This window comes from Pseudomonas sp. 22515 (assembly GCF_052044625.1).
Classification (GTDB): Bacteria; Pseudomonadota; Gammaproteobacteria; order Pseudomonadales; family Pseudomonadaceae; genus Aquipseudomonas; species Aquipseudomonas alloputida.
Genome location: NZ_JBQENN010000004.1, coordinates 81,253 through 102,334, shown reverse-complemented (window position 1 = coordinate 102,334; position 21,082 = coordinate 81,253). Strand labels below are relative to the sequence as shown.

Below are 21,082 nucleotides of genomic sequence, written 5' to 3'. Positions count from 1 at the left end.
TTCAAGGGATATGACTGTCATGGATTATCGCGATTTCGTTCGGCCCAAATTCGTCGGCCTGCTCCAGGCACTGGGCCTTGAGTGTCAATTTGAGCGCGCCCTCGGCAGCCAGTTGTTCTACCGCAACCCCAAGGGCGACATGGTCACGGTCACCGACTTTCTCGGCGGTTACGGTGCGGCACTGTTCGGCCACAACGACCCACAGTTTGTCGATCAGCTATGTGCGCTGCTGCGCAGCGACGTGCCGTTCAACGCACAAATGTCGATCCGCGGTGCGGCCGGGCAATTGGGGCGAGCGCTCAGCGACGCCTTCAATCGCGAACTGAAGAACACCGAACGTTATATTTCGACTTTCTCCAACAGTGGCGCGGAGGCGGTGGAAATCGCCGTCAAGCACGCGGAGTTCCGTCGCCAGAAGAGCCTGCAAAAGCAGTTCGACGACATCGATTTCACCCTGGCCAGCCTGACCGCCAGCGAACACGCTTACCGCGAACTGGAGGTGGCCGACCTCGACCTGCCTGCAGGTGTCCTGCCGACCACCCTGAACAGCGTGACCTTGCGTCAGGTGGTTGAAGCCGTTCGCCAACACAACCTGGCGCAGTTGCACATCGAACCGGTATTCGTCGCCCTGCGCGGCAGCTTCCACGGCAAATTGGTCAATACCGTGCAACTGACCTATGGCCGTCAGTACCGCGCACCGTTTGCCCGTTTTGGTCTGAACGTCGAGTTCATCGACCCACAGCAGCCCCATCAGTTGCAGGCATTGCCGGCCCGGCACACGCACCATTGGTTGAGCCTGCAATGGGACGGCGAACACCTGCACGTGCTGCAACTGCCGTTCAGTGCGATTACCGCCGTGTTGATGGAACCGATTCAGGGCGAAGGCGGTATCAACGAGTTCGCGGCCGAGTTCTACCTGGGGCTGCGCAAGCTGTGTAACGAGCAACAATGCCCGCTGGTGGTCGATGAAGTGCAGTCGGGTTTTGGGCGCGCCGGGACGTTTCTTGCCAGCAGCCAGTTCAACCTGCAAGGCGACTACTACTGCTTGTCCAAGGCCCTCGGCGGCGGCTTGATGAAAATCGCCGCGACGGTGATCCGCAGCAGCCACTACGAAGGCGAGTTCAGCTACATCCACAGCTCGACCTTCGCCGAGGACGATCCGTCCTGCCATATCGCGCTGTCGGCATTGCGCCGGTTGTTCGCCAATGACGACGCGATGCTCAAAGACATACGCACCAAGGGCGCCTACCTCAAAGCCTCGCTCAATGAGCTGAAGATGGCCTATCCGGATGTGATCGCCGATGTGCGCGGGCGTGGTTTGCTGGTGGGGCTGGAATTGCACGACTTGAGTGTCAGCAGTTCGCTGGTACAGGCGTCGGCGCAGTACAACGATGCCTTGGGTTACTTGATCGCCGGTTACCTGTTGCAATTCGAAGCGTTGCGGGTAGCACCGTCGGGCAGCAACTCCAATGTGATTCGCCTGGAGCCGCCAGCCTGTATCACCCTGGGCGAAATCGACGGGCTGATCGCTGCCCTGCAACGGGTCTGCGACATGCTGCGCCGTGGCGATGCGTTGCCGTTGGCGGCGGGTATCTGCGCGGACTCGATGCCCGCCGTGCCAGTCCGTCAGGACGATTTTCGGGTGGCTGAGCCCGTTGAAAACACCGCTGCCAAGGTCGAAGTCGTCGCTCGGGTAGCGTTCATCAACCACCTGATCGATGCCGATATCCTCGGTGACGTCGATCCCTCGCTGGCAGCCCTGAGCCCGGAACAAAAACGCACGTTCATCAATCGCACCAAGCCTGAACGCCGCGCTGTGCCAGTCGGCCCGGTGATCATTCGGTCGCGCCTCGGCATGGCGGTGGAGTTCACGTTATACCCGCTGTGCATGGATTCGGATGCCATGGCCGAGTACATCCGCAGCGGTGACCTGGACAGCATTCGCGAAGAAGTCGGCAGGCGTGTCACCGATGCCCGCGCCGATGGCTGCAGCATCGCCGGCCTCGGGATGTACACCTCGATCGTCACCAACAATTGTCAGGCGCTGAAGATTGCCGACATGGCGCTGACGTCCGGCAACGCCCTGACCATCGGCATGGGGCTCGAAGCCATCGAGCAAGGCTGTGTACAGCAAGGTCTGGCACTGCGCGAGCAAACCGCTGCCGTTGTCGGTGCCGCCGGTAACGTTGCGTCGACCTATGCCTCGGTGCTGTCCGCCACCGTCGATCACCTGATTCTGATTGGCAGCGGTCGTGACGGCTCGGTTCGGCGCCTGGAGAAAACCGCGCAACAGATCTTCGCCGACGCGGCCCGTTCGATCCTCAAAGGCACGGCCGAACACGACCGGTTGGCGCAGCGACTGCTGAACCTTGATGGTTTTCGTGGCGTGTTGCACTCACATGGCCAAAAAGCCGACCTCGGTTTGCACATCGCCCGTCTGGTGGATGAGCGCCTTGGCGCGAACGCCTTCATCACGGTCACCAACGATCTCGACGCCATCAAGGGCGCACGGATTGTCCTGTGCGCTGCCAATGCGCCTCAGCCGTTCCTCGGTGCCGAACATTTTGCCGAGCGCAGCGTGATTTGCGATATCGCCGTGCCGCTGAACGTCCATCAAGACCTGCCGAGCCAACGCGAAGACGTGCTCTACATGCACGGCGGCATCGTCCAGACGCCGTTCGACGACGGCCTGGCGCCCAACGTGCGGGCCTATCTGAAAAAAGGTCAGCTGTATGCGTGCATGGCCGAGTCGGTGTTGATGGGCTTGTCTGGCATGAGCCAGCACGGCTCCTACGGCGATATCAGCCGTGAGCAAGTGCAGCAGGTCCGCGCACTGGCCGCGACACACGGCTTCACCCTCGCGCAATTCAAAACTCAAAACTCACTGTAAGGAGCGGTCATGACTCAGAAAATAGCTGTTGTGACCGGCGGCAGTCGCGGCATTGGCAAGGCCATCGTGCTGGCCCTGGCCGGCGCGGGTTATCAGGTTGCCTTCAGTTATGTCCGTGACGAAGCGTCAGCCGCTGCCTTGCAGACGCAGGTCGAAGGGCTCGGCCGGGAGTGCCTGGCCGTGCAGTGTGATGTCAAGGAAGCGCCGAGCATTCAGGCGTTTTTTGAACGGGTCGAGCAACGTTTCGAGCGTATCGACTTGTTGGTCAACAACGCCGGTATTACCCGTGACGGTTTGCTCGCCACGCAATCGTTGAGCGACATCACCGAGGTCATCCAGACCAACCTGGTCGGCACGTTGTTGTGCTGTCAGCAGGTGCTGCCCTGCATGATGCGCCAACGCAGCGGGTGCATCGTCAACCTCAGTTCGGTGGCCGCGCAAAAGCCCGGCAAGGGCCAGAGCAACTACGCCGCCGCCAAAGGCGGTGTAGAAGCATTGACACGCGCACTGGCGGTTGAGTTGGCGCCACGCAACATCCGGGTCAACGCGGTGGCACCCGGCATCGTCAGCACCGACATGAGCCAAGCCCTGGTCGGCGCCCATGAGCAGGAAATCCAGTCGCGGCTGCTGATCAAACGGTTCGCCCGGTCTGAAGAAATTGCCGACGCGGTGCTGTATCTGGCCGAGCGCGGCCTGTACGTCACGGGCGAAGTTTTGTCCGTCAACGGCGGATTGAAAATGCCATGAGCCAGTTACGCACGATTGTGATTACCGGCGCGGNTTGGCCGCGCCGTCGCGGAAAGTTTTGCAGCCCAGGCCGAGCACCTTTTGATCTTGCTTGATCGGGATCTGGCAACCTTGCAGAGCTGGGTCACCGAGGGCGAATTTGCCGCTCGCATCGAAACCCATCAAGCGGACATCGCCGATCTCGCCAGTCTGCAACTTCTGTTCAAGGGCCTGGCCAACCGGGTCGGCTTTGTCGATGTGCTGGTCAACAGCGCCGGGGTCTGCGACGAGAACGAACCCGAAGACCTCGACAACTGGCACAAGGTCATTTCGATCAACCTCAACGGCACCTTTTACGTCACCTCGTTGTGCCTGCCACTGATGGCGGAGGGTGGGCGGATCGTCAACATGTCGTCGATCCTCGGCCGAGCGGGCAAGGTCCGCAACACCGCTTACTGCGCCTCCAAGCACGGTATCATTGGCATGACCAAAGCCTTGGCGCTGGACCTGGCGCCACGGCGAATCACCGTCAATGCCATCCTGCCCGCCTGGATCGACACACCGATGTTGCAAGGCGAATTGGCGGCTCAAGCGCGCATCGCCGGGATCAGCCACGAGCAAATCCTGCGCAATGCCAAGAAGAAGTTGCCGCTGCGGCGCTTCATTCAGGGCGAAGAAGTGGCGGCCATGGTTCGTTATCTGGCGAGCCCGCAGGCGAGTGGTGTCACGGCGCAAAGCCTGATGATCGACGGCGGTGCCGGGTTGGGAATGTAGCCATGGCTCGACTGGGATTGAACCGCGGCCTTTTGGCCGCGCTGGTCAGCCTCGGCTCGCCAGTGGCGATCGCCGAGTGGTGGCCGGAGCATCATGAAGCGGAGATCGGCGTTGCCACGGCCGTGCGTCTGCACGGTGACGACCAGGTCACGCAAAAGGCCGTGTACCTCAAGTTCAGCCTGGAGGATGCCTGGGACAGCGGCTACTACAAGGCCAAGGGGCGAGCCCGTTACGACTTCCGTTATGACGGCAACAACCCATACAGCGCGCAAGCCCGGGACGATTACCGGGCCACTGCCGATTGGCGGCACCTTTACTGGGGGCTCTACGTCGGTGACGGCGAGCTGACGGTGGGCTGGCAGCAGGTGGTGTGGGGGCGAGCAGATGAATTACGGGTGCTCGATCAGATCAACCCGCTGGATTATCGCGAGGGTGTGATCGGTCTGTTGGAAGACAGCCGCATCGCCGTGCCGATGATTCGCCTGGTGCAGCCGGTCGCCGAGTGGGAGCTGGAAGCGCTGGTGATCACTGATTTCGTGAAGAACCAGGCGCCGGCCGTCGGCAGCGAGTTCGATGCACCGATCTTTGCCACACCTGATCCGCAGATGTTTGTGGTCGATTCGCGGCCCGGGTATGACGGTCACAGTGGCTTCGGTTACGGCGCCAGTGCCAACGGCCGGGTCGGCACGGTGGATGTCAGCTTCGTTGCCCTCAACGCCCGCCAACAGGACCCGGTTTACGCCGTCGAAGGCCAGACCGAAGAGGGCCTGATTCGCCTCGAACGGCAATTCCCGCGCTATTCCATGGGCGGCGCCGGTGTGGCCATCGATGCCGGCCACAGCATCGTGGTACGCAGTGAAGTCGCCTACTTCGACAATTGGCGCGTCACCAATCCTTACCGCGCTTACGGCAGCGACCAGACGGCGATGACCAAGTCGCTGCTGGGCGTCGATTACCTCTTGCGGGACTGGCTGATCTCGACGCAGTGGCAACATCAGCGGCTGCTCGACTGGCAGCCCGGCATGGTCCAGGACAAACGCGACGACCTGTTCACCGTGTCTGCCGAAGGCTCGCAGTTCCAGGATCGCCTCAAGACCCGTCTGGTTTTCGGCATGTCGCCGCCAGCGCAGGACGACAGTTTCGTTCAGGGGATCTTCACCTACAAACCGGTGGACTGGCTCAAGTTGGGGCTCGAAGTCGATGTGTTCTTCGGCAAGCCCGACCGCCAGTTCGGTGCGTACGCCAACCGCGACCAGGTGCGCTTGTCCGCCGGTTATCTGTTCTGACCACACCGGTGCGGTGTGCGAACCACTCAAACAATGAAAAGGAAATCGCGATGTTGCCCATCTTCAAGACCCTGACTGTAAGCGCACTGCTGCTGAGCGCCGCTGCCGCCATGGCAGCTGAAACACGCACGGCCGACGACATCATTCGCCAGGCCCGGGACCGCGACGACGGCAAGAGCTTCATGTCCCAGGTGTCCCTGATCCTGATCGACAAGCAAGGTAACAGCCGCATCCGCGAGTTCAGCTACCTGCAAAAGGATTACCCGGACAGCGACAAATTCACCATGTATTTCTCCGCGCCGAGTGATGTGCGTGACGTCGCCTTCCACATCGAAAACCCGCGCGAGGCCCTGGGCCTCGAAGACAGCCAATGGATGTATTTGCCGGTCAGCCGACAGACCCGAAGGATTTCCACCACGGACAAACGCGGGGCGTTCATGGGTAGCGACTACTCCTATGCCGACCTCGACAAGATTCGCGCCGAAGACTATCGCCAAACGCTGGTTGGCGAAGAGCAGTTGCAGGGCCGCGATTGCTACGTGATCGAGCGTGAGCCGGCGACGCCTGCCGTGCTGGCCAAGACCGGCTACAACAAGCTCAAGGTCTGGGTTGACAAGAAGAACTCACTGGTGCTGCGCCAGGACTTCTTCGATGTAAAAGGTGTGATGTTCAAGCAGATGCGCACCCTGAAGACTGAAACCATCGACCAGATCGACAGCATTACCTTCAGCGAAACCGAGGACTTCATCGCCGGTACGCGCTCTCAGCTGCGCTTCAACCAGTTGCAGTACAACGTCGCGCTGGACGACCGCCTGTTCACGCAGACCGCGATCAAGCGCGGGCTGAAAGCCGGCGACTTGCCGGAATACGCCGTGTCTGCCCGCTAAGCGCCGCTCCCGATTCATCTGGAACCCTCATTCATGGAAAGATACCTGAACTTCGTCGAGCGCTATGCGCGGGCAATTGTGTTCGTGCTGGTGGCGATCACCGCCTACTTCACCTACACCCTCGGCGCGCTGATGTCGGACACCAATCCGTATCTGCTCAAGGACACTCATCCGGCGCGCAAGACGATCATTGATTTGCAGCGCGAGTTCACCGGCACGTATGACTCGGTCATGGTGGCGCTGAACAACCCCGAGAGTGTCTTCAACACCACGTCGTTGAACGCCCAGTTCGAGCTGTCCCAGGCCATACGCCGGTTGATGCTGGCGAACGATGAGGACCGTGTCGAACTGCAGCGCATCGTCGGCCTGCACAGTGGCGACCCTGATGCTCAGGGTTTGCTGGTGCAGATCCTCGCCGAGGGTTTTTCGCAGAACGATTACGCTGCCGCCAAAGCGCTGCGCGACCATGGGATTGCCCGGAACTGGGACAGCCATGACCTGCGGTTTTTGAGCTTTCTTGCCGAGCGGCTCAACCCGATCCAGGAAATGGCCTCGATGGCTGACCTGGAAAACATCAGCTTGAGTGCCGATGGCGAGTTGTGGATCCACAAGACCCTGCATGCCCTGGATATGGACCCGATCAAGGTCGAAGCGCAGATCATGGGCAACGAGCAGATGGTCGGTGGCGTCGTCTCGGCGGACAAGAAAGTCGCCATAGTCGTCGCCGAACTGGGCACCAAACAGGACGACGCTCAGGCCCAATTGCGTGCCTATCACCAGGTCCGCGAGATCATCGCGAAGTACCAGGCCGCTCACCCGGAGTTCACCGATGAGGTGTTCATCGCCGGCATGCCGATCTTCATTGCGGCCCAGCAGGAAATCATCGATCACGACCTGGCGATGCTGTTCCCGATCGTGTTCCTGCTGGTGACCTCTCTGCTGGTTTTCTTCTTTCGCAAACCACTGGGCGTGGTGCTGCCGCTGTTCAATATCCTGTTCTGCACCATCTGGACCCTTGGCCTGATGGCGCTGCTGCGTGTGCCGATGGACTTGCTCACCAGTGTCTTGCCGGTGTTCCTGTTCACCATCTGTTGTGCCGACGCGATCCACGTCATGGCCGAGTATTACGAACAGCTCAATTCGGGTAAGTCTTTCCGCGAAGCCAACCGGGAAACCCAGCGCCTGATGGTCACGCCCGTAGTTTTGACAACGGTCACGACGATTGCCACGTTCCTGATTTCCACCACCAACAACATTGTCAGTATCCGCAACTTTGGCGTGTTCATGTCCATCGGCCTGACGGCGGCGCTGATCATCTCGTTGCTACTGATTCCGGCGTGGATTTCGATCTGGGGCAAAGATGCCGTCCCGCGCAAAGTGCAACTGAAAGCGTCGCTGATCTCCCACTATCTGGTGGTGTTCTGTGCCTGGCTGATTCGCTGGCGCAAGCCGGTATTGCTGGTGACCCTGCCGTTGTTGGCGATGATGACGGTGTTCACGTTCAAGGTGGATATCGAAGACTCGGGCATTGCCTACTTCAAGAAGGACAGCCCGGTGCGGATGTCCGACGAATTCATCAACCGGGCCGGAGTCGCGGGTACATCGCCGGGCTGGATCGCTTTCGACACCAAGACTCCGCGTGGCGCGCTGACCACTGAAACCGTGCAGTTCCTCGACCGTCTGGACCAGTTCATCAAGGCCCAGCCGAACGTGAGTTACACCTATTCGGTGGCGACCTACATCAAGCGCATGAACCTTGTGCTTAACGACATGAACCCTGCTTTCCTGCGGGTGCCGCAGGCGGTGGAGCAGGTGACGGTGGTCGATGATGACGGGAAACCGGAGACCTTCGATGTCGATGGCAACTCGCTCATCGAACAACACATCATGATGTTCGAGAACGGTGGCGGCACTGACTTGCAGAACGTGCTCAATGCCGATTACTCGAAGGCGGTGACGCTGTTCACCATGACCTCCTCTGTGGCGGGCGATTACCAGGCGATGCTCGATAAACTGGACGCCTGGCTGGCCATCAACAAACCGGCCAACCTGCAGGTCACCCATGCCGGTACGCCGTACATATGGACCGGGGTGTTGCAGGAAATCACCCAGGGTCAGGTGCTTAGCTTCTCGCTGGCGTTGCTGGCCGTGACCTTGATGATGATGTTCTGGCTCAAGTCAGTACGCCTGGGCATCCTCGGCATGCTGACGTTGCTGACCACGTCGGTGACGGTGTACGGCAGCATGTACCTGTTGGATATCGAGTTGAACATCGGTACCACACTGGTGACGTTCCTGGTGGTGGGCGTCGTGGATTACGCCGTTCACCTGCTGTCACGGATCAAGATGCTGGTGCAGAAGGGCATCGAGATCGACGAGGCCATCCTGGCGGCCATGCAGGGCGTCGGGCGCTCGACGGTGGTCAACGTCGTGATCTTCTCGATGGGCTTTGTCGCGCTGCTGTTCTCCGCCTACAAACCCGTCATTGACCTGGGTGTATTGGTGATACTGGCGCTGTCATCCAGCGGCTTCATGACCATTTTGTTGGTCACGCTGATTTCGCCGTGGTTCTTTGCCTCGATTGTGCCGCAGCCAGCCGTGCAAGAGGGCGAGCAGCCGGGGGGTGGGGCTGTGCCAGGCTAAATCGCCGGGGCGCCTGCGTGCTGAAAACGGCACGGGGCGCCATGGCCGTTCAGGGGCGGCGGAGCGGATTCAGCGGGCTTTTTCCAGGTGTTCGAACTGGCATTGCATCTGAGCATCTTTGAGGCTCAGCTCAAACTCAACCAAGCCGTCATGCACTTGCTGCAAGGCCTGGATCTGCCCCATCAATTCCTGCTTTTTGTTATCGATGGCCTGCATGGCCAGATCCCAGGGCAGCTCCTGGCCGCGATGATCCTGCAGAATGGCCTGCATTTCCTTGAGCTTGAAACCGAGTTGCTGAGCGCATTTGATGAAGGTCAGCAGCTCTACGCTTTGCTGGCTGTAGATGCGGTACTTGCCTTCGCGTTGCGGGGGTGGCAACAGGCCGATTTCTTCGTAATGGCGGATGCTTTTGACGGTGGTGCCCGACAGCTGGGCGGCTTTGCCGATGTACATGAAAATCCCTTTTTTGGCGCATCAGAAGCGAAAAGATGTCGCGTGCTCGTACAGGCGCGCGACATTTTTGCACAAGCGTCAGGGGGTGGGAAGCCAGGCTGAACAAGGCATCACAGCAGGGAGGCTCGGCTGGGCAGCGCAGGGGCACGGCCTGACCGGGGCCGATCAGCGGCTGGCGACGGCCTGGACTTGCTTGAGCCAGGCTTCACGCTGTTCCGGCTTGGAGCCCAATACCGGACCGAAGGTCAGGGTTTTCAGGGGTTTTATGCCGCAGAACTCCAGGGTGGTCTTGCGCATTTGGTGCAGGCCCGGCATGCGATACACCCACCGGTAGTACCACGGCGGCGTGTCCATTGTCACCAAAAGGTGAGCGGTGCGGCCCTTGAGAAGCTTATCCGGGAAGGGCGAGCCCTTGCGGTACTTGAAGGCAAAACCGGGCAGAAACACGCGGTCGAAGAACCCCTTGAGCAATGCCGGAATGCCGCCCCACCAGATCGGGTACACCAATGTCAGGTGTTCGGCCCAGGTAATGTCGTTCTGTGCGTTGATCAAATCGGGCTCAAGCAACTGGATCTGGTTATAGCCATCGTGCAAGACCGGGTCGAAATCCAGGGTATCCAGGCGCAGCAGGCGCACCTCATGGCCTGCTTGCGTGGCAGCCTCGACATAACGTTCGGACACAGCGCCGCAAAAGCTGTCGTTCGAAGGGTGGCCGAGGATTACGAGCATGCGTTTGCGCTTCATGACAAACTCCAGGTAATGAAGTGCCAAGGGTAAAGTCTGCCCCTTACGGTAGAGTCAAGCCTTGCCGGTTAGCGGTAGAGACAAACAGTCCAGCAGCGCTCGGCTGGAGCCCGGCAAACCGTTGAATGAGGGGGCGCAGAAACGCAATGTGCGTTGAGCCCGCACTCGCACTTGCAAGCGCCAACCGGCTTGAAGGGCTTTCGCCTCCAGATAGACGGCGAGGGCACTGTTGGCGTTGAGGGCGACATAAGCGTGGCTGAGGGTGTCGTTGAACGTCAGGGGGGGGGCAGGACTAGAGCATGTTAAAGCCAGAAAAACCAGTGCTGCCCTGATGTTCAATAATCCTCGCCTACAAATCGAGCTTTTCTGAGCCCGGAAATCAGCCGTTGCCGGGTGCTGGGTGACTTGTCTGGATTTTCCCTAAAGACTCTCAGGGTCCCCAAAGAACATCTGTATCCGCGACCGCAGCCACCGCTCCGCCGGGTCATTGTCCTGTGCCCCGCGCCAGGCCATGTGCAGTTCGAAACTGCGCACGGGTATCGGCAAATCCTCGGCCCGCAAGCCGCCGGCGGCCGTCAGTGCATCCGCCGTGTAGTCCGGTACCGTCGCCACGATATCGGTACCTGCCAGCAAGCTCCCCAGCCCGTTGAACTGCGGTACCGCCAGCACCACGTGGCGCTTGCGGCCGATTTCTTCCAGGGCTTCGTCGATGAACCCGGACAAGTCCCCGGCAAACGACACCAGCGCATGGGGCCGGGCGCAGAAGTCATCCAGGGTGATGCTGCCGGGTACGCTGTCGGCGCGCAGCAGTTTCGGCATGCTGCGGCGCAACACCTTGCGCTTGGCGTTGGCCGGCAGTTCGCTGGTGTAGCTGACACCCACCGAAATCTCGCCCGAGGCCAGCAGGGTTGGCATCAGCAAGTAGTTGACCCGTCGCACCACCAGCACGATACCGGGTGCCTCGGCGCGAATGCGCTTGAGCAGTTGCGGCAGCAAGGCGAACTCGGCGTCGTCCGACAGGCCGATGCGGAACACCGCATTGCTGGTGGCCGGGTCGAATTCGGCGGCGCGGCTGACTGCCGTGGAAATCGAATCCAGTGCCGGTGACAGCAGGGCGAAGATCTCGTGGGCCCGTGCCGACGGCTCCATGCTGCGCCCTGTGCGCACGAACAGCGGGTCATCGAACAGGTTGCGCAGGCGCGACAGCGCCGCGCTGATGGCCGGTTGGCCGAGAAACAGTTTTTCTGCGGCACGGGTCACGCTGCGCTCGTGCATCAGCGTTTCGAACACGATCAGCAGGTTGAGGTCTACACGACGCAGGTCGTTTCGATTCATCGGTGCGCTTCGCCTAATGTGGGGCAGAGGTGAATCTTAAGGCCAAAGGCTGTTACCCTGCACGGGTTTAGGGGGACCAATCGCAGGGAAAGTCAGGTGCCCAATCGATGACAAGCATGTCGACTATTAATGCCCACTGATGGTCTAACGGGCAAAGCCCGGATAGAGTCAGTGGTAATTAGAGGTTCACAAAGGCGAGGTATGCGATGTCCCGCATGATCCGTTTCCACAAGTTCGGTGCTGCCGACGTGCTCCGTTGCGAAGAGCAGGCCGAACCGTCACCCGCTGCCGACGAGGTGCAGATCCGCGTCGAAGCGGTTGGCGTCAGCTGGTATGACGTGCTTTGGCGCCAGAATCTGGCACCGTCCCAGGCGCGTCTGCCAGCGGGGATCGGTCACGAAATGGCCGGGGTGGTGACTGCGGTCGGTGAAGGGGTCGATGACATTGCCGTCGGTGATCGGGTCGCCAGCTTCCCGGCCACCAGTGCCAACGACCACCCGGTGTACGGCGATGTCATCGTACTGCCCCGTACAGCCATCACGCGCTACCCGAATGTGCTCACCCCGATCGAGGCCAGCGTGCACTACACCCCGCTGCTGATCGCCTACTTCGCCTACGTCGACCTGGCACGGGCCAAGGCCGGGCAGACAGCACTGGTCACCGATGCCAGCCATTGCGCCGGGCCTGCCTTCGTGCAGCTGGGCAGGGCCCTGGGGCTGAAAGTGTTCGCCGCCACCAAGGAAGCGGCGCAGCGTGACTACCTGCTGGGCTTGGGCGCAGACAAAGTGATCGTCACCGAAGAGCAAGACCTGCTGCTGCAGATTGGCAAGTACACCGATGGCCGTGGTGTGGACATGGTGCTCGACGGCATGGGCGGCCCGCAGATGTCGCTGTTGGGTGATGTGCTGGCGCCGCGTGGCAGCCTGGTGCTGTACGGTCTGCAAGGCGGCAACCAGACGCCGTTCCCGGCCTGCGCGGCATTCCAGAAGAACATTCAGTTCTATGTGCACTGCATCGGTAATTTCACCGGCAAGCCAGAGCTTGGCATCAGCCAGGACCAGGTGGCACTGCAGCGTGCCTTGCGCGATATCAACCAGTTCACCGCCGATCAGCTGCTGACACCGCAGATCATCAAGGTGTACCCGTTCGAGCAGGTGGTCGAGGCGCATCGCTACATGGACCAATGCCCGTGCGGCGGGCGCGTCGTGCTGGACATGGCGCAACACTGACGGTGGGTGGCGCAAGCGGAAAACCCGGGCAATGTCCCGGGTTTTTTATGCGCGGAGTAAAGTGTTTCAACACTTAAAGTAGGACTGTTCCTACAATAAACCCAGATGTGGACTACATATAAGTCCGTAGCTTTCGGGCTGTCAGAAATATCCCGGCAAATAATCAGCCTTGAATGCTTTTGCCTTGCGAGTCACTGTGAACTGACACGGATGCTGAATGGTTTTTTTACCCTGAACTGTATCTTCAATTCATGCTGCCTCCCTCTCGATAATGGCCCAATGATAGTTTGTGCAAGGAACGTGGGATGAGCATGGCTATGCCTGATATAGAGCAGCATGTGACAGCGACAGGCCATCGCAGGGGTGGTTTCTTCTCGATGGCTTGGCGACAGTGAAGGGTTACGTCATTACTTTCATTTTGTTGTAAGAAATTTCTTCTAGGTAAGTTCGGCGCATGTTCACGTTCAAATGTTGGATACCGCATGCGCTGGCTGCATGAAGTTGATGAGGTGATTGCGTGACTGCTATTCACGACCAGGCGATGCATTATATCTACCAGCAAGTACTCGAGCGCTTGTTGAACCACATGTCCCAGGCCCAGCGCGCTTCCTTGCAGTTGCTGATACAACGCCTGTTGGTCGCTGCAGGCGGGCCGGAGTACATCGGTACTTTCAGCTTGCAGGTATTGCAAGGGAGCGACCGCCATAGCAGCCGGCTGCTGGCCATGTTGCGTGCCGCGCAACTGAGCATTGCCCTGCGTTCGCCGGTAACCTTCCAGCTGCGGGTATTGGTGGTCAGCCTGCCGGTTGCCGATAGCGCCACGCTGGAAGCTCACGAGCGCAGTTTTAGCGCGTTGTTCATGCAGGATGACCCGCGGGTGCAATTGCAGATGATCGAGGGGCGCGCAGTGGTGCCGTTCAGTCGTCGGCTCTCGGTAATGCCTGAGCGCTGGCTGCTGGCGAGGGACGCGATGTTGATGTTCGGCCACATGATCGATGCCAGGCCTGAAGCCCTGCTGGGCTGCCGCCTGCACCTGGAGCTGGCCGGGGCCGTGGGTCAGGCGCTGCAGGCAGCGGTGCCTCCCGATGCGTTGGTCACCGCCATGCCCGGGCTGCAGCGGCGCCGATACCTGGCGTGGGCCCGGCGTAGCCTGCGCCTGGCCGGCGTGCGTGGCTCGCATGCAGTGCACCAGTGCCTGGCGGCGCTGGCCCAAGGGCTGAGCCGATTGCACGGTGCTGTTGGGGGCGCACCGGGTGGTCAGCACGAGCCGGTTCCAGGCGCCGTACCGGAGCGCGCGCCGGTGCGGCTGATCGCTATTGATGACCTGTTGCCGCACTTGCTTGAAGAGCCGCAGCTTGACGCGATGCTGGGTTGTCACTTCGAGACGGCTGCGGATGCTTTGCCGCTGTCCGAATTCGTTGACTCGCTAGCCACGGCCCAGCTGCATGAACTGCGCGCCCGCAGTCTGGAGCCGCTGGCCGGGCGCCCAGCGCTGAGGCTGGCAGGGCAGGCGGGCGGCAGCAAGCAGCGTGACGCCGCGCCGTTGCTATTGGGCAAAGCCTACGGCATCAATCAGGCCCAACTGGTGTGCCTGCTGTTCAGCCCGTTTGCCAGGCAGGGGAAAAACCTCGAGCGGTTCTTGCAGTGTAGGCACGCCGACATGGTGGTGGCGTTGCCGTACCTGCACAGGGCCTTGCAAGGCAAACCCTGCCCCGATGCAGTCAAAGCCTGGCTGGTGAATACCAGTGGCTTGCCGTTGGGGCAACTGCGGCAAATTTATGATGGGCAGTTGCCGCTGGCGGGATGGCGCCTGCTTAACAACCTGGCCCGCCGCGATGTACACCTGAGGCTGCTGCCGCAGCTGGCGTTGGGGCGGCGGCGTGGTGTTGCGGGGCTGCCTTGATGGGGCGAGCGGCCCCAGGCGAGTTCGCGTATCGCAAGGTGTATCGCTACCTGGAAGCGTTGATCGAACAAGCTGCAGGCGTTGGCACATGCCGGTTGCCATCATTGCGTGAGCTGTCCCGGCGGCTGCGGGTGTCGTTGGCCACGGTACAAAGTGCCTACAGCCTGCTGGAAGAGGAGGGCCGTGTACACTGCCTGCCGAGGTCGGGCTATTACGTACAGAGCGGTGGCAAAGATCAGGCCGTGGCCGTGGCCCGGCAGCCTCCCTTGCCGACGCAGCCACTGTTGGAGCGCATGCTGCTTGGTCACGAACGGCGTTTGGCCCGTCAGCGTGATCGCAGCGTTGCGTCCTGGGAAGCGCTGGGTAGCGCCCGTTTGCGCAATGCTGTGGCTGAGCGATACACCCGCTGCTCCAACCAGTACTGGCATGCCGATGATGTCCAGCTAGCCCCCGATGTGCTGGCGGTGCTGGAGACGCTGCTTGCGGCGCTGGCCCTGCAAGGTGGTACCGCATTGGTGCATTCGCCTTGTTGCTGGCAAGTGTTGCGCGCCCTGGCGCGTGCCGGCATGCGCGTGCTGGAAACACCACTGGATGCCCGTGGCAACCCCGAGCTGCACGCGTTGGCCAAGCTGCTGGGTAGCGAGCCGGTAAGCCTGCTGGTCATGCCGTCTTGCCTGGGCATGCCACAAGGGCAGCTGGTTTCACCGTATTACCAGCAGCAGCTTGGTCTTTTGCTTGGCCAGCACCCTGTATGGCTGCTGGAAAACGACCTGGACAGCGAGCTCTGTTACGACGGGCCGCCGAGCACACGCCTGCGTGACTGGATCGACCCGCGCTGGCTTCTGGTGATGGGCACGTTCGAGGCCGCAGTGGGGGCAGAGGCGCCGTATGCCTATTTACTGAGCCGTGACACCGTATTGGCCAAGGCATTCGCTGAACGGGCGTTTCGGCTTGCGCCGCTACGTTTGCAGGCGCTTGCTCACATGCTCGGCAAGGGGGAAATCGAAACGCAGCTGGTACAGCAACGCACAGACTTGCAAAGGCGTACGCAATACCTGGCGCATGTACTGCAGTCGCAATTCGGTCAACGGGTGGTCTTCGACATGCCGCAAGGTGGGCAAATGCTGTGGGTGAGCTTTTGCCAGCCGCTGGCGTGGGACGGTATTGCCGCAGCGTTGGCAGGCTCTGCATTGCACGCACTACCGGGCGAGCAGTTCGGCCTGCCGGGGCATTACCCTCAACACCTTGCGCTGATCTGGCTGGGGGGGCGCCCGGATGAACTGCAACTGGCGGTAAGGCGACTGGCGCAGGCGCTTGAGGTGCGCTGCGGGCGAAACACCCGCTTCTCAAGTTGAAATCAAGACGCTTGCAGGCGCCGCCAAGTGCTGCGAGAGGGCCGACAAGTGAAATGACGGCCTGAAGATCTCAAGGCTCACTCGCAGCACAAAGAGCCACCTGCAGGGGGTGTAAATTGAGTACGCCTCAGGGTTGCTCTTGCCCTTGACGCAAACGGGTACTGACCAGCGCCGCACATACCAGCAACGCTGCAATGATCCACAACCCGTTGCGGGTGCTGCCGGTGGTCTGCTCGATCAGGCCCATCACCGACGGCCCGACGAAACCGCCAAACAGACCGCAAGTGGTGACGAAGGCCAGGCCCGCCGCCAACGCGCTGCCGCTCAGTCGGCTGGAGGGGAAGACGAAGATGATCGACTGCACCACGAACAGCATCAGCGCGGTCAGGGAAAACCCGATCAGGCCGATGAACGAGTTGGCCAGCGATGCCAGCAGCAATCCGGCCGCCATGGTCAGCAGGCCAAAGAACAGCAGGGTGCGGCAGCGGCGCGGCGAGGTGGCCAGGCGTGGGAAGGTCGCAGCACCCATGGCTGCTGCAATCCACGGCACCGCTGTCAACAGGCCGACCTGGAAGGGCGAAAGCGCAGCGTAGGTGCCGATAATGCCCGGCAGGAAGAAAATCACCGTGTAGATGGTGATCTGGTGCACGAAGTAGACCACGATCGCCAGCCAGATCTGCCGGTCGCGGAACATCTGCCCCAGCTTGCTCTGCTGCGGTGCGGCCGCCTGCTCTGCGGCCAGGCGGCGCTCGATGTCCTGGGCGTCGGCAGCCGTCAGCCAAGGTGCCGAGGCTGGACCGTCCGGCAGCTTCTTCCACACCACATAGGCCAGGGCTACGGCGGGCAGGCCTTCGAGCACGAACAGCCATTGCCAGCCATGCCAGCCCAGTACACCGTCCAGCTCCAGCAGGGCACCGCCCAGCGGGCCGCTAAGGATGTTGGCCAGGCACACACCCAGCAGGAAGTACCCCGTGGCACGGGCGCGTTGTTCGCGGTCGAACCAGTAGGTCAGGTACAGCATTACCCCGGGGAACAGGCCAGCTTCGGCGACCCCCAGCAGCAGGCGCATGATGTAGAACGAGGTTTCACCCTGAACGAAGGCCATGCCTGCCGAGAGCAAACCCCAGGTAATCATGATACGGGTGATCCAGAAGCGCGCGCCCACCCGGTGCATGATCAGGTTGCTGGGCACTTCGGCCAAGGCATAGGTGAGGAAGAACAAGCCCGCGCCCAGGCCATAGGCGGCTGCCGAAAGGCCCAGGTCGATGCCCATGCTGGCTTTCGCCAGGGCGATGTTGGTGCGGTCAAGAAAGCTCATCACGTAGACGACGATGAGCAGTGGCATCAATTTGCGTAGCAGCAGGCCGTTCAAGCGCTGCTCATGGGGGGTGGCTGGGGCGCAAGCCGCTGCGCGGGTGAGGGTTGTCATTGTTTTTTTCCCCGTGAAAAGTGCTGGTGGTGTGCCGCGCAGCAGCGGCACACTCAGGTCTGTGGGTCAGGAACGGTTGATGTCGAGCCACACTGCGCCGTTGGGGTACTGATAACGTTCCAGGGTCTCAGCGTGCATCTCGATGCTGTAGCCAGGGCGTTGTGGCGGCATGTAGCGCCCGCGATGGATCACCACCGGGTCGATGAAGTGCTCGTGCAGGTGGTCGACATACTCCAGCACCCGGTTGTGCAGCGAGGCAGACACCGCGATGTAGTCGAAAAGCGCGATGTTCTGCACATACTCGCACAGCCCGACGCCACCGCCGTGCGGGCAGACCGGCACGTCGTACTTGGCGGCCATCAGCAGTACGATCAGGACCTCGTTAAGGCCGCCCAGGCGGGCTGCGTCCAGCTGGCAGAAGTCCAGTGCGCCGGCCTGGAACATCTGCTTGAACATCACCCGGTTGTGGCAGTGCTCACCGGTGGCGACACCGATTGGCGCAATGCGCTGGCGAATGGTGGCGTGGCCGAGAATGTCATCGGGGCTGGTCGGTTCTTCGATCCAAAGCGGTTCGAAGGCGGCCAGGCGGCGCATGTTGGCCACCGACTCTTCGACGCCCCACACTTGGTTGGCATCCATCATCAGGGTGCGTTCCCAGCCTATTTCGTCGCGCAGGATGCTGGCGCGGCGGATGTCTTCTTCCAGGTCGGCCCCGATCTTCTGTTTGACGTGGGTCCAGCCGTCTGCCACGGCCTCGCGGGCCAGTTTGCGCATTTTCTCTTCGCTGTAGCCCAGCCAGCCCGGGGCAGTGGTGTACCCGGGGTAGCCTTCACGCAGCATGTGTGCCTCGCGCTGGGCTTTGCCCGGCGCCTGGCGGCGCAGCAGGGCGATGGCCTCTTCGGGGGTGAGCACGTCGGTGACGTAGCTGAAGTCCAGGCAGCGCACCAGCTGCTCTGGCGTCATGTCGGCCAGCAGTTTCCAAACGGGCTTGCCCTCGTGCTTGGCCCACAGGTCCCACACCGCGTTGATGATGGCGGCGGTGGCCAGGTGGATCACGCCCTTTTCCGGGCCCAGCCAGCGCAACTGGCTGTCGCTGACGGTAAAGCGATGCCAGAAAGCGCCCATGTCGGCGCTGATTTCTTCGAGCGTAAGGCCGACGATCAAGGGGGCCAGCGACTGCACCGCTGCCGCGCATATCTCGTTGCCACGGCCAATGGTGAAGGTCAGGCCGTGGCCTTCGAGGGCTGCAGCGTCGGTGTGCAGCACCACGTAGGCCGCCGAATAGTCGGGGGCACTGTTCATGGCGTCGGAGCCATCCAGCGACAGCGAAGTGGGGAAACGGATATCGCGAACGCTCAGGTGGGTAATGCGTATGCTCATGGTCGACTCTTGTTCTGTTCAGGCACAGGGAGAGCTGACTGTAGGTTGTCGAGCGATACAGGCATAATCGCCAAATCTTAATCAGTGATACCGGATTCGATATGTCTCGCTTGCCACCTGACAAGGCCCAGGCGCCTGCCAGCCTCGGTGCCTTGAAGATTTCCAGCCGTCAGATCACGTTGCTCAATGCCCTGGGCGAATTCGGCAACCTGCGCCGCGCCGCCGCCGCGATGCACACCACGCAACCGGCCGCCAGCCTGTTGCTACAGCAGCTTGAGGAGCGCCTGGGGGTACGTTTGTTCGAGCGCCTGCCCCGGGGGATGCAAGCGACGCTGTATGGCGAGGTGATGATTCGCTATGCGCAAAACGCATTGCATGAGTTCGATCATGCCCAGGCGCAAATCGCCGAACTGGCGCGCGGGGCGTTGGGCCTGGTGCGGGTGGGCAGCGTCATGGGCCCGGTACCGGGCGTGCTGACCAAGGCGGTGCTGGCCTACAAGCGCGACCAGCCCAAGGTGCGTATCTCGCTGGAAGTGGGCACCAGCGACACCTTGCTGCCGGCCTTGCTACGCGGTGATTTCGATATGGTAGTGGGGCGCCTGCCGGATCAGAGCGACAGCCAGGAACTGAATATCGAGCTGTTCGACGGCGGTGAGCAGATGCGCGTAATTGCTCGCGCAGGTCATCCCTTGGCGACAGCCACAGGGCTGCAGCTGGCCGACCTGGTGAGCTTGACGTGGATCTTGCACCCCATCGGCAGCCCGATGCGCCGTCGCGTCGAAAGCGCATTGCAGGCCGGTGGCATGGTGCAGTCGCTGGATATCGTCGAAACCGCTTCGATCCTGGCGACCACTGCCATGCTCGAAGCGTCCGAAATGATTGCGGTGGTGCCCAATGACGTGGCCCAGCATTATGCCCGCTATGGCATGGTCGCCATCCTGCCGGTGGAGTTGCCACTGGCGATGGCCAACCTCGGCGTGCTGACCCTGCGCTCGCGGCCCAACTCGGTTGCCCTTGATACCTTGCTGCGCTACCTGCGGGCACAATAACTTTCACCTGCATGAGGCCCTGCGTCTATGCCGCCGGACATGACCCATTCCAGCTTTTGCAACTGGATCCGCTACAAGCACCTGGTGTTGATCGACACGCTGGCGCGCACGCGCAACATGCACGCCACTGCCACGCGCATGAACCTCAGCCAGCCGGCGCTCAGCAAAATGCTGCGTGACCTTGAGGAGCAGTTCGGCTTTGCCCTGTTCGAGCGCCTGCCTCGCAGCATGCCCCCCACCGAGCTGGGTGAATACGTGGTGCGGTACGCCCAGGGTGCCCTGGCCGAGTCGCAACAGTTCGTCGACCAGGTCAACCGCCTGCGCAACGGCGGGCACGGTTTCATCCGCGTTGGCGGGATCTTTGCCGCGACCGCATTGGTATTGCCGCAGGCCATCGCCGCCATCAAGGCGCGAAGCCCGTTACTGTCGATTGAAGTGGTGGAGCATTCCAGCGATCACCTGCTGACCATGCTCGAGCAGAACAAGCTGGACATCATGATTGGCCGCTTCACCGAGGAACGCTTCGGTCAGCTGTTCGACTTCCAGCCGCTGGAGCCTGAACCCTTCAGCCTGGTGGTGAACAGCGAGCACCCGCTCAACCGGCTCGACAACACACCGCTTGAGGCGCTAGGCGATTGGCCGTGGGTGCTGTACCCGGTGGGTACGCCGATCCGCAACCGCCTGGAGCAGGCGTTCCGAGTGGCCGGAATCGCCACGCCTGCCGACTGCGTGGAGACCATCTCCATGCCCATGTTCCTGCAGTTGCTGCAATCGGCACCGATGATTGCCATGCTGCCGCGCTCGATGGTGGCCGCGCAGTTGGCCAGTGGGCAGTTCAAGGAGCTGCGCAGCCCTTTGCAGGTGGCCGCGCTGGAGTATGGTGTGGTTACCCGCAAGGATGAACCGCTGAGCGCCTCCGCCAGGGCGTTTGTCGAGATTCTGCTGGAGGGCGCGCAGCGACGGCGGCAATCTCCGGCAGATGCTGCGTTCCACCCCTAG

15 protein-coding genes and 2 pseudogenes are annotated in these 21,082 nt (G+C 61.4%); 11 read left to right on the top strand and 6 right to left on the bottom strand.

Going from position 1 to position 21,082, the window contains the following annotated elements:
• The first annotated feature begins 19 nt into the window (after positions 1–19).
• The 6 genes and pseudogenes from ACTJJN_RS06050 (at position 20) to ACTJJN_RS06025 (ending at position 9,206) form a co-directional block, all read left to right on the top strand.
• A complete protein-coding gene (locus ACTJJN_RS06050) occupies positions 20–2,890 on the top strand; it encodes an aminotransferase class III-fold pyridoxal phosphate-dependent enzyme (protein ID WP_440781106.1) in 2,871 nt (956 codons plus the stop codon).
• A gap of 9 nt (positions 2,891–2,899) precedes the next feature.
• Positions 2,900–3,637 (top strand): 3-oxoacyl-ACP reductase family protein, encoded by a 738-nt coding sequence (locus ACTJJN_RS06045; RefSeq protein ID WP_440781105.1) that lies wholly within the window; start codon positions 2,900–2,902, stop codon positions 3,635–3,637.
• A pseudogene (locus tag ACTJJN_RS06040) lies at positions 3,634–4,390 on the top strand (SDR family NAD(P)-dependent oxidoreductase). The gene ACTJJN_RS06045 and the pseudogene ACTJJN_RS06040 overlap by 4 nt, the downstream one beginning before the upstream one ends.
• Positions 4,391–4,392: 2 nt before the next feature.
• Positions 4,393–5,676 carry a DUF1302 family protein gene (locus ACTJJN_RS06035; RefSeq protein WP_088512267.1) on the top strand — a complete coding sequence of 428 codons (1,284 nt, stop codon included), beginning with the start codon at positions 4,393–4,395 and terminating at the stop codon, positions 5,674–5,676.
• Between the two features lie 50 nt (positions 5,677–5,726).
• The gene (locus ACTJJN_RS06030; protein ID WP_003253956.1) at positions 5,727–6,563 is read left to right on the top strand and encodes an outer membrane lipoprotein-sorting protein; all 837 of its coding nucleotides are present in this window, start codon (positions 5,727–5,729) and stop codon (positions 6,561–6,563) included.
• Positions 6,564–6,596: 33 nt separating this feature from the next.
• A complete protein-coding gene (locus ACTJJN_RS06025) occupies positions 6,597–9,206 on the top strand; it encodes an efflux RND transporter permease subunit (protein WP_088512266.1) in 2,610 nt (869 codons plus the stop codon).
• Positions 9,207–9,275: 69 nt separating this feature from the next.
• Here the strand turns inward: ACTJJN_RS06025 and ACTJJN_RS06020 are convergent, their stop codons facing one another.
• The 4 genes and pseudogenes from ACTJJN_RS06020 to ACTJJN_RS06005 all read right to left on the bottom strand — a co-directional run bounded on the left by ACTJJN_RS06020 (position 9,276) and on the right by ACTJJN_RS06005 (position 11,738).
• Positions 9,276–9,659 carry a MerR family transcriptional regulator gene (locus ACTJJN_RS06020; protein ID WP_003253954.1) on the bottom strand — a complete coding sequence of 128 codons (384 nt, stop codon included), beginning with the start codon at positions 9,657–9,659 and terminating at the stop codon, positions 9,276–9,278.
• A gap of 165 nt (positions 9,660–9,824) precedes the next feature.
• A complete protein-coding gene (locus ACTJJN_RS06015; RefSeq protein ID WP_003253953.1) occupies positions 9,825–10,403 on the bottom strand; it encodes an NAD(P)H-dependent oxidoreductase in 579 nt (192 codons plus the stop codon).
• Positions 10,404–10,457: 54 nt separating this feature from the next.
• Positions 10,458–10,682 (bottom strand): annotated as a pseudogene (locus ACTJJN_RS06010) (LysR family transcriptional regulator); the annotation flags it as partial.
• Between the two features lie 141 nt (positions 10,683–10,823).
• Positions 10,824–11,738, bottom strand: a complete 915-nt coding sequence (locus tag ACTJJN_RS06005) for a LysR family transcriptional regulator (RefSeq protein WP_014591302.1) — start codon at positions 11,736–11,738, stop codon at positions 10,824–10,826.
• 206 nt (positions 11,739–11,944) lie between these two features.
• Here ACTJJN_RS06005 and ACTJJN_RS06000 point away from each other — a divergent pair, with 206 nt between their 5' ends.
• From ACTJJN_RS06000 to ACTJJN_RS05990, 3 genes are all read left to right on the top strand, one after another.
• Positions 11,945–12,967 carry a zinc-dependent alcohol dehydrogenase family protein gene (locus ACTJJN_RS06000; protein ID WP_010953736.1) on the top strand — a complete coding sequence of 341 codons (1,023 nt, stop codon included), beginning with the start codon at positions 11,945–11,947 and terminating at the stop codon, positions 12,965–12,967.
• Positions 12,968–13,484: 517 nt separating this feature from the next.
• Positions 13,485–14,870 (top strand): hypothetical protein, encoded by a 1,386-nt coding sequence (locus ACTJJN_RS05995; RefSeq protein ID WP_088512264.1) that lies wholly within the window; start codon positions 13,485–13,487, stop codon positions 14,868–14,870.
• The gene (locus ACTJJN_RS05990; RefSeq protein WP_088512263.1) at positions 14,870–16,225 is read left to right on the top strand and encodes a GntR family transcriptional regulator; all 1,356 of its coding nucleotides are present in this window, start codon (positions 14,870–14,872) and stop codon (positions 16,223–16,225) included. The genes ACTJJN_RS05995 and ACTJJN_RS05990 overlap by 1 nt, the downstream gene beginning before the upstream one ends.
• A 127-nt stretch (positions 16,226–16,352) precedes the next feature.
• Here the strand turns inward: ACTJJN_RS05990 and ACTJJN_RS05985 are convergent, their stop codons facing one another.
• Positions 16,353–17,654 (bottom strand): MFS transporter, encoded by a 1,302-nt coding sequence (locus ACTJJN_RS05985; RefSeq protein WP_108078442.1) that lies wholly within the window; start codon positions 17,652–17,654, stop codon positions 16,353–16,355.
• Positions 17,655–17,720: 66 nt separating this feature from the next.
• A complete protein-coding gene (locus tag ACTJJN_RS05980; protein ID WP_088512261.1) occupies positions 17,721–19,034 on the bottom strand; it encodes an L-fuconate dehydratase in 1,314 nt (437 codons plus the stop codon).
• A 101-nt stretch (positions 19,035–19,135) separates the two neighbouring features.
• Between ACTJJN_RS05980 and ACTJJN_RS05975 the strand changes: the two genes are divergently transcribed.
• Positions 19,136–20,083 (top strand): LysR family transcriptional regulator, encoded by a 948-nt coding sequence (locus ACTJJN_RS05975; protein ID WP_019437173.1) that lies wholly within the window; start codon positions 19,136–19,138, stop codon positions 20,081–20,083.
• Between the two features lie 27 nt (positions 20,084–20,110).
• Entirely contained in the window at positions 20,111–21,082 is a 972-nt protein-coding gene (locus ACTJJN_RS05970; RefSeq protein WP_012052583.1) for a LysR family transcriptional regulator, read from the top strand.

Bases quoted from the DNA above. Each gene is read 5' to 3' on its own strand.
- ACTJJN_RS06050 (WP_440781106.1), top strand. From the start codon at position 20: ATGGATTATCGCGATTTCGTTCGGCCCAAATTCGTCGGCCTGCTCCAG.
- ACTJJN_RS06045 (WP_440781105.1), top strand. From the start codon at position 2,900: ATGACTCAGAAAATAGCTGTTGTGACCGGCGGCAGTCGCGGCATTGGC.
- ACTJJN_RS06035 (WP_088512267.1), top strand. From the start codon at position 4,393: ATGGCTCGACTGGGATTGAACCGCGGCCTTTTGGCCGCGCTGGTCAGC.
- ACTJJN_RS06030 (WP_003253956.1), top strand. From the start codon at position 5,727: ATGTTGCCCATCTTCAAGACCCTGACTGTAAGCGCACTGCTGCTGAGC.
- ACTJJN_RS06025 (WP_088512266.1), top strand. From the start codon at position 6,597: ATGGAAAGATACCTGAACTTCGTCGAGCGCTATGCGCGGGCAATTGTG.
- ACTJJN_RS06020 (WP_003253954.1), bottom strand. From the start codon at position 9,659: ATGTACATCGGCAAAGCCGCCCAGCTGTCGGGCACCACCGTCAAAAGC.
- ACTJJN_RS06015 (WP_003253953.1), bottom strand. From the start codon at position 10,403: ATGAAGCGCAAACGCATGCTCGTAATCCTCGGCCACCCTTCGAACGAC.
- ACTJJN_RS06005 (WP_014591302.1), bottom strand. From the start codon at position 11,738: ATGAATCGAAACGACCTGCGTCGTGTAGACCTCAACCTGCTGATCGTG.
- ACTJJN_RS06000 (WP_010953736.1), top strand. From the start codon at position 11,945: ATGTCCCGCATGATCCGTTTCCACAAGTTCGGTGCTGCCGACGTGCTC.
- ACTJJN_RS05990 (WP_088512263.1), top strand. From the start codon at position 14,870: ATGGGGCGAGCGGCCCCAGGCGAGTTCGCGTATCGCAAGGTGTATCGC.
- ACTJJN_RS05985 (WP_108078442.1), bottom strand. From the start codon at position 17,654: ATGACAACCCTCACCCGCGCAGCGGCTTGCGCCCCAGCCACCCCCCAT.
- ACTJJN_RS05980 (WP_088512261.1), bottom strand. From the start codon at position 19,034: ATGAGCATACGCATTACCCACCTGAGCGTTCGCGATATCCGTTTCCCC.
- ACTJJN_RS05975 (WP_019437173.1), top strand. From the start codon at position 19,136: ATGTCTCGCTTGCCACCTGACAAGGCCCAGGCGCCTGCCAGCCTCGGT.
- ACTJJN_RS05970 (WP_012052583.1), top strand. From the start codon at position 20,111: ATGCCGCCGGACATGACCCATTCCAGCTTTTGCAACTGGATCCGCTAC.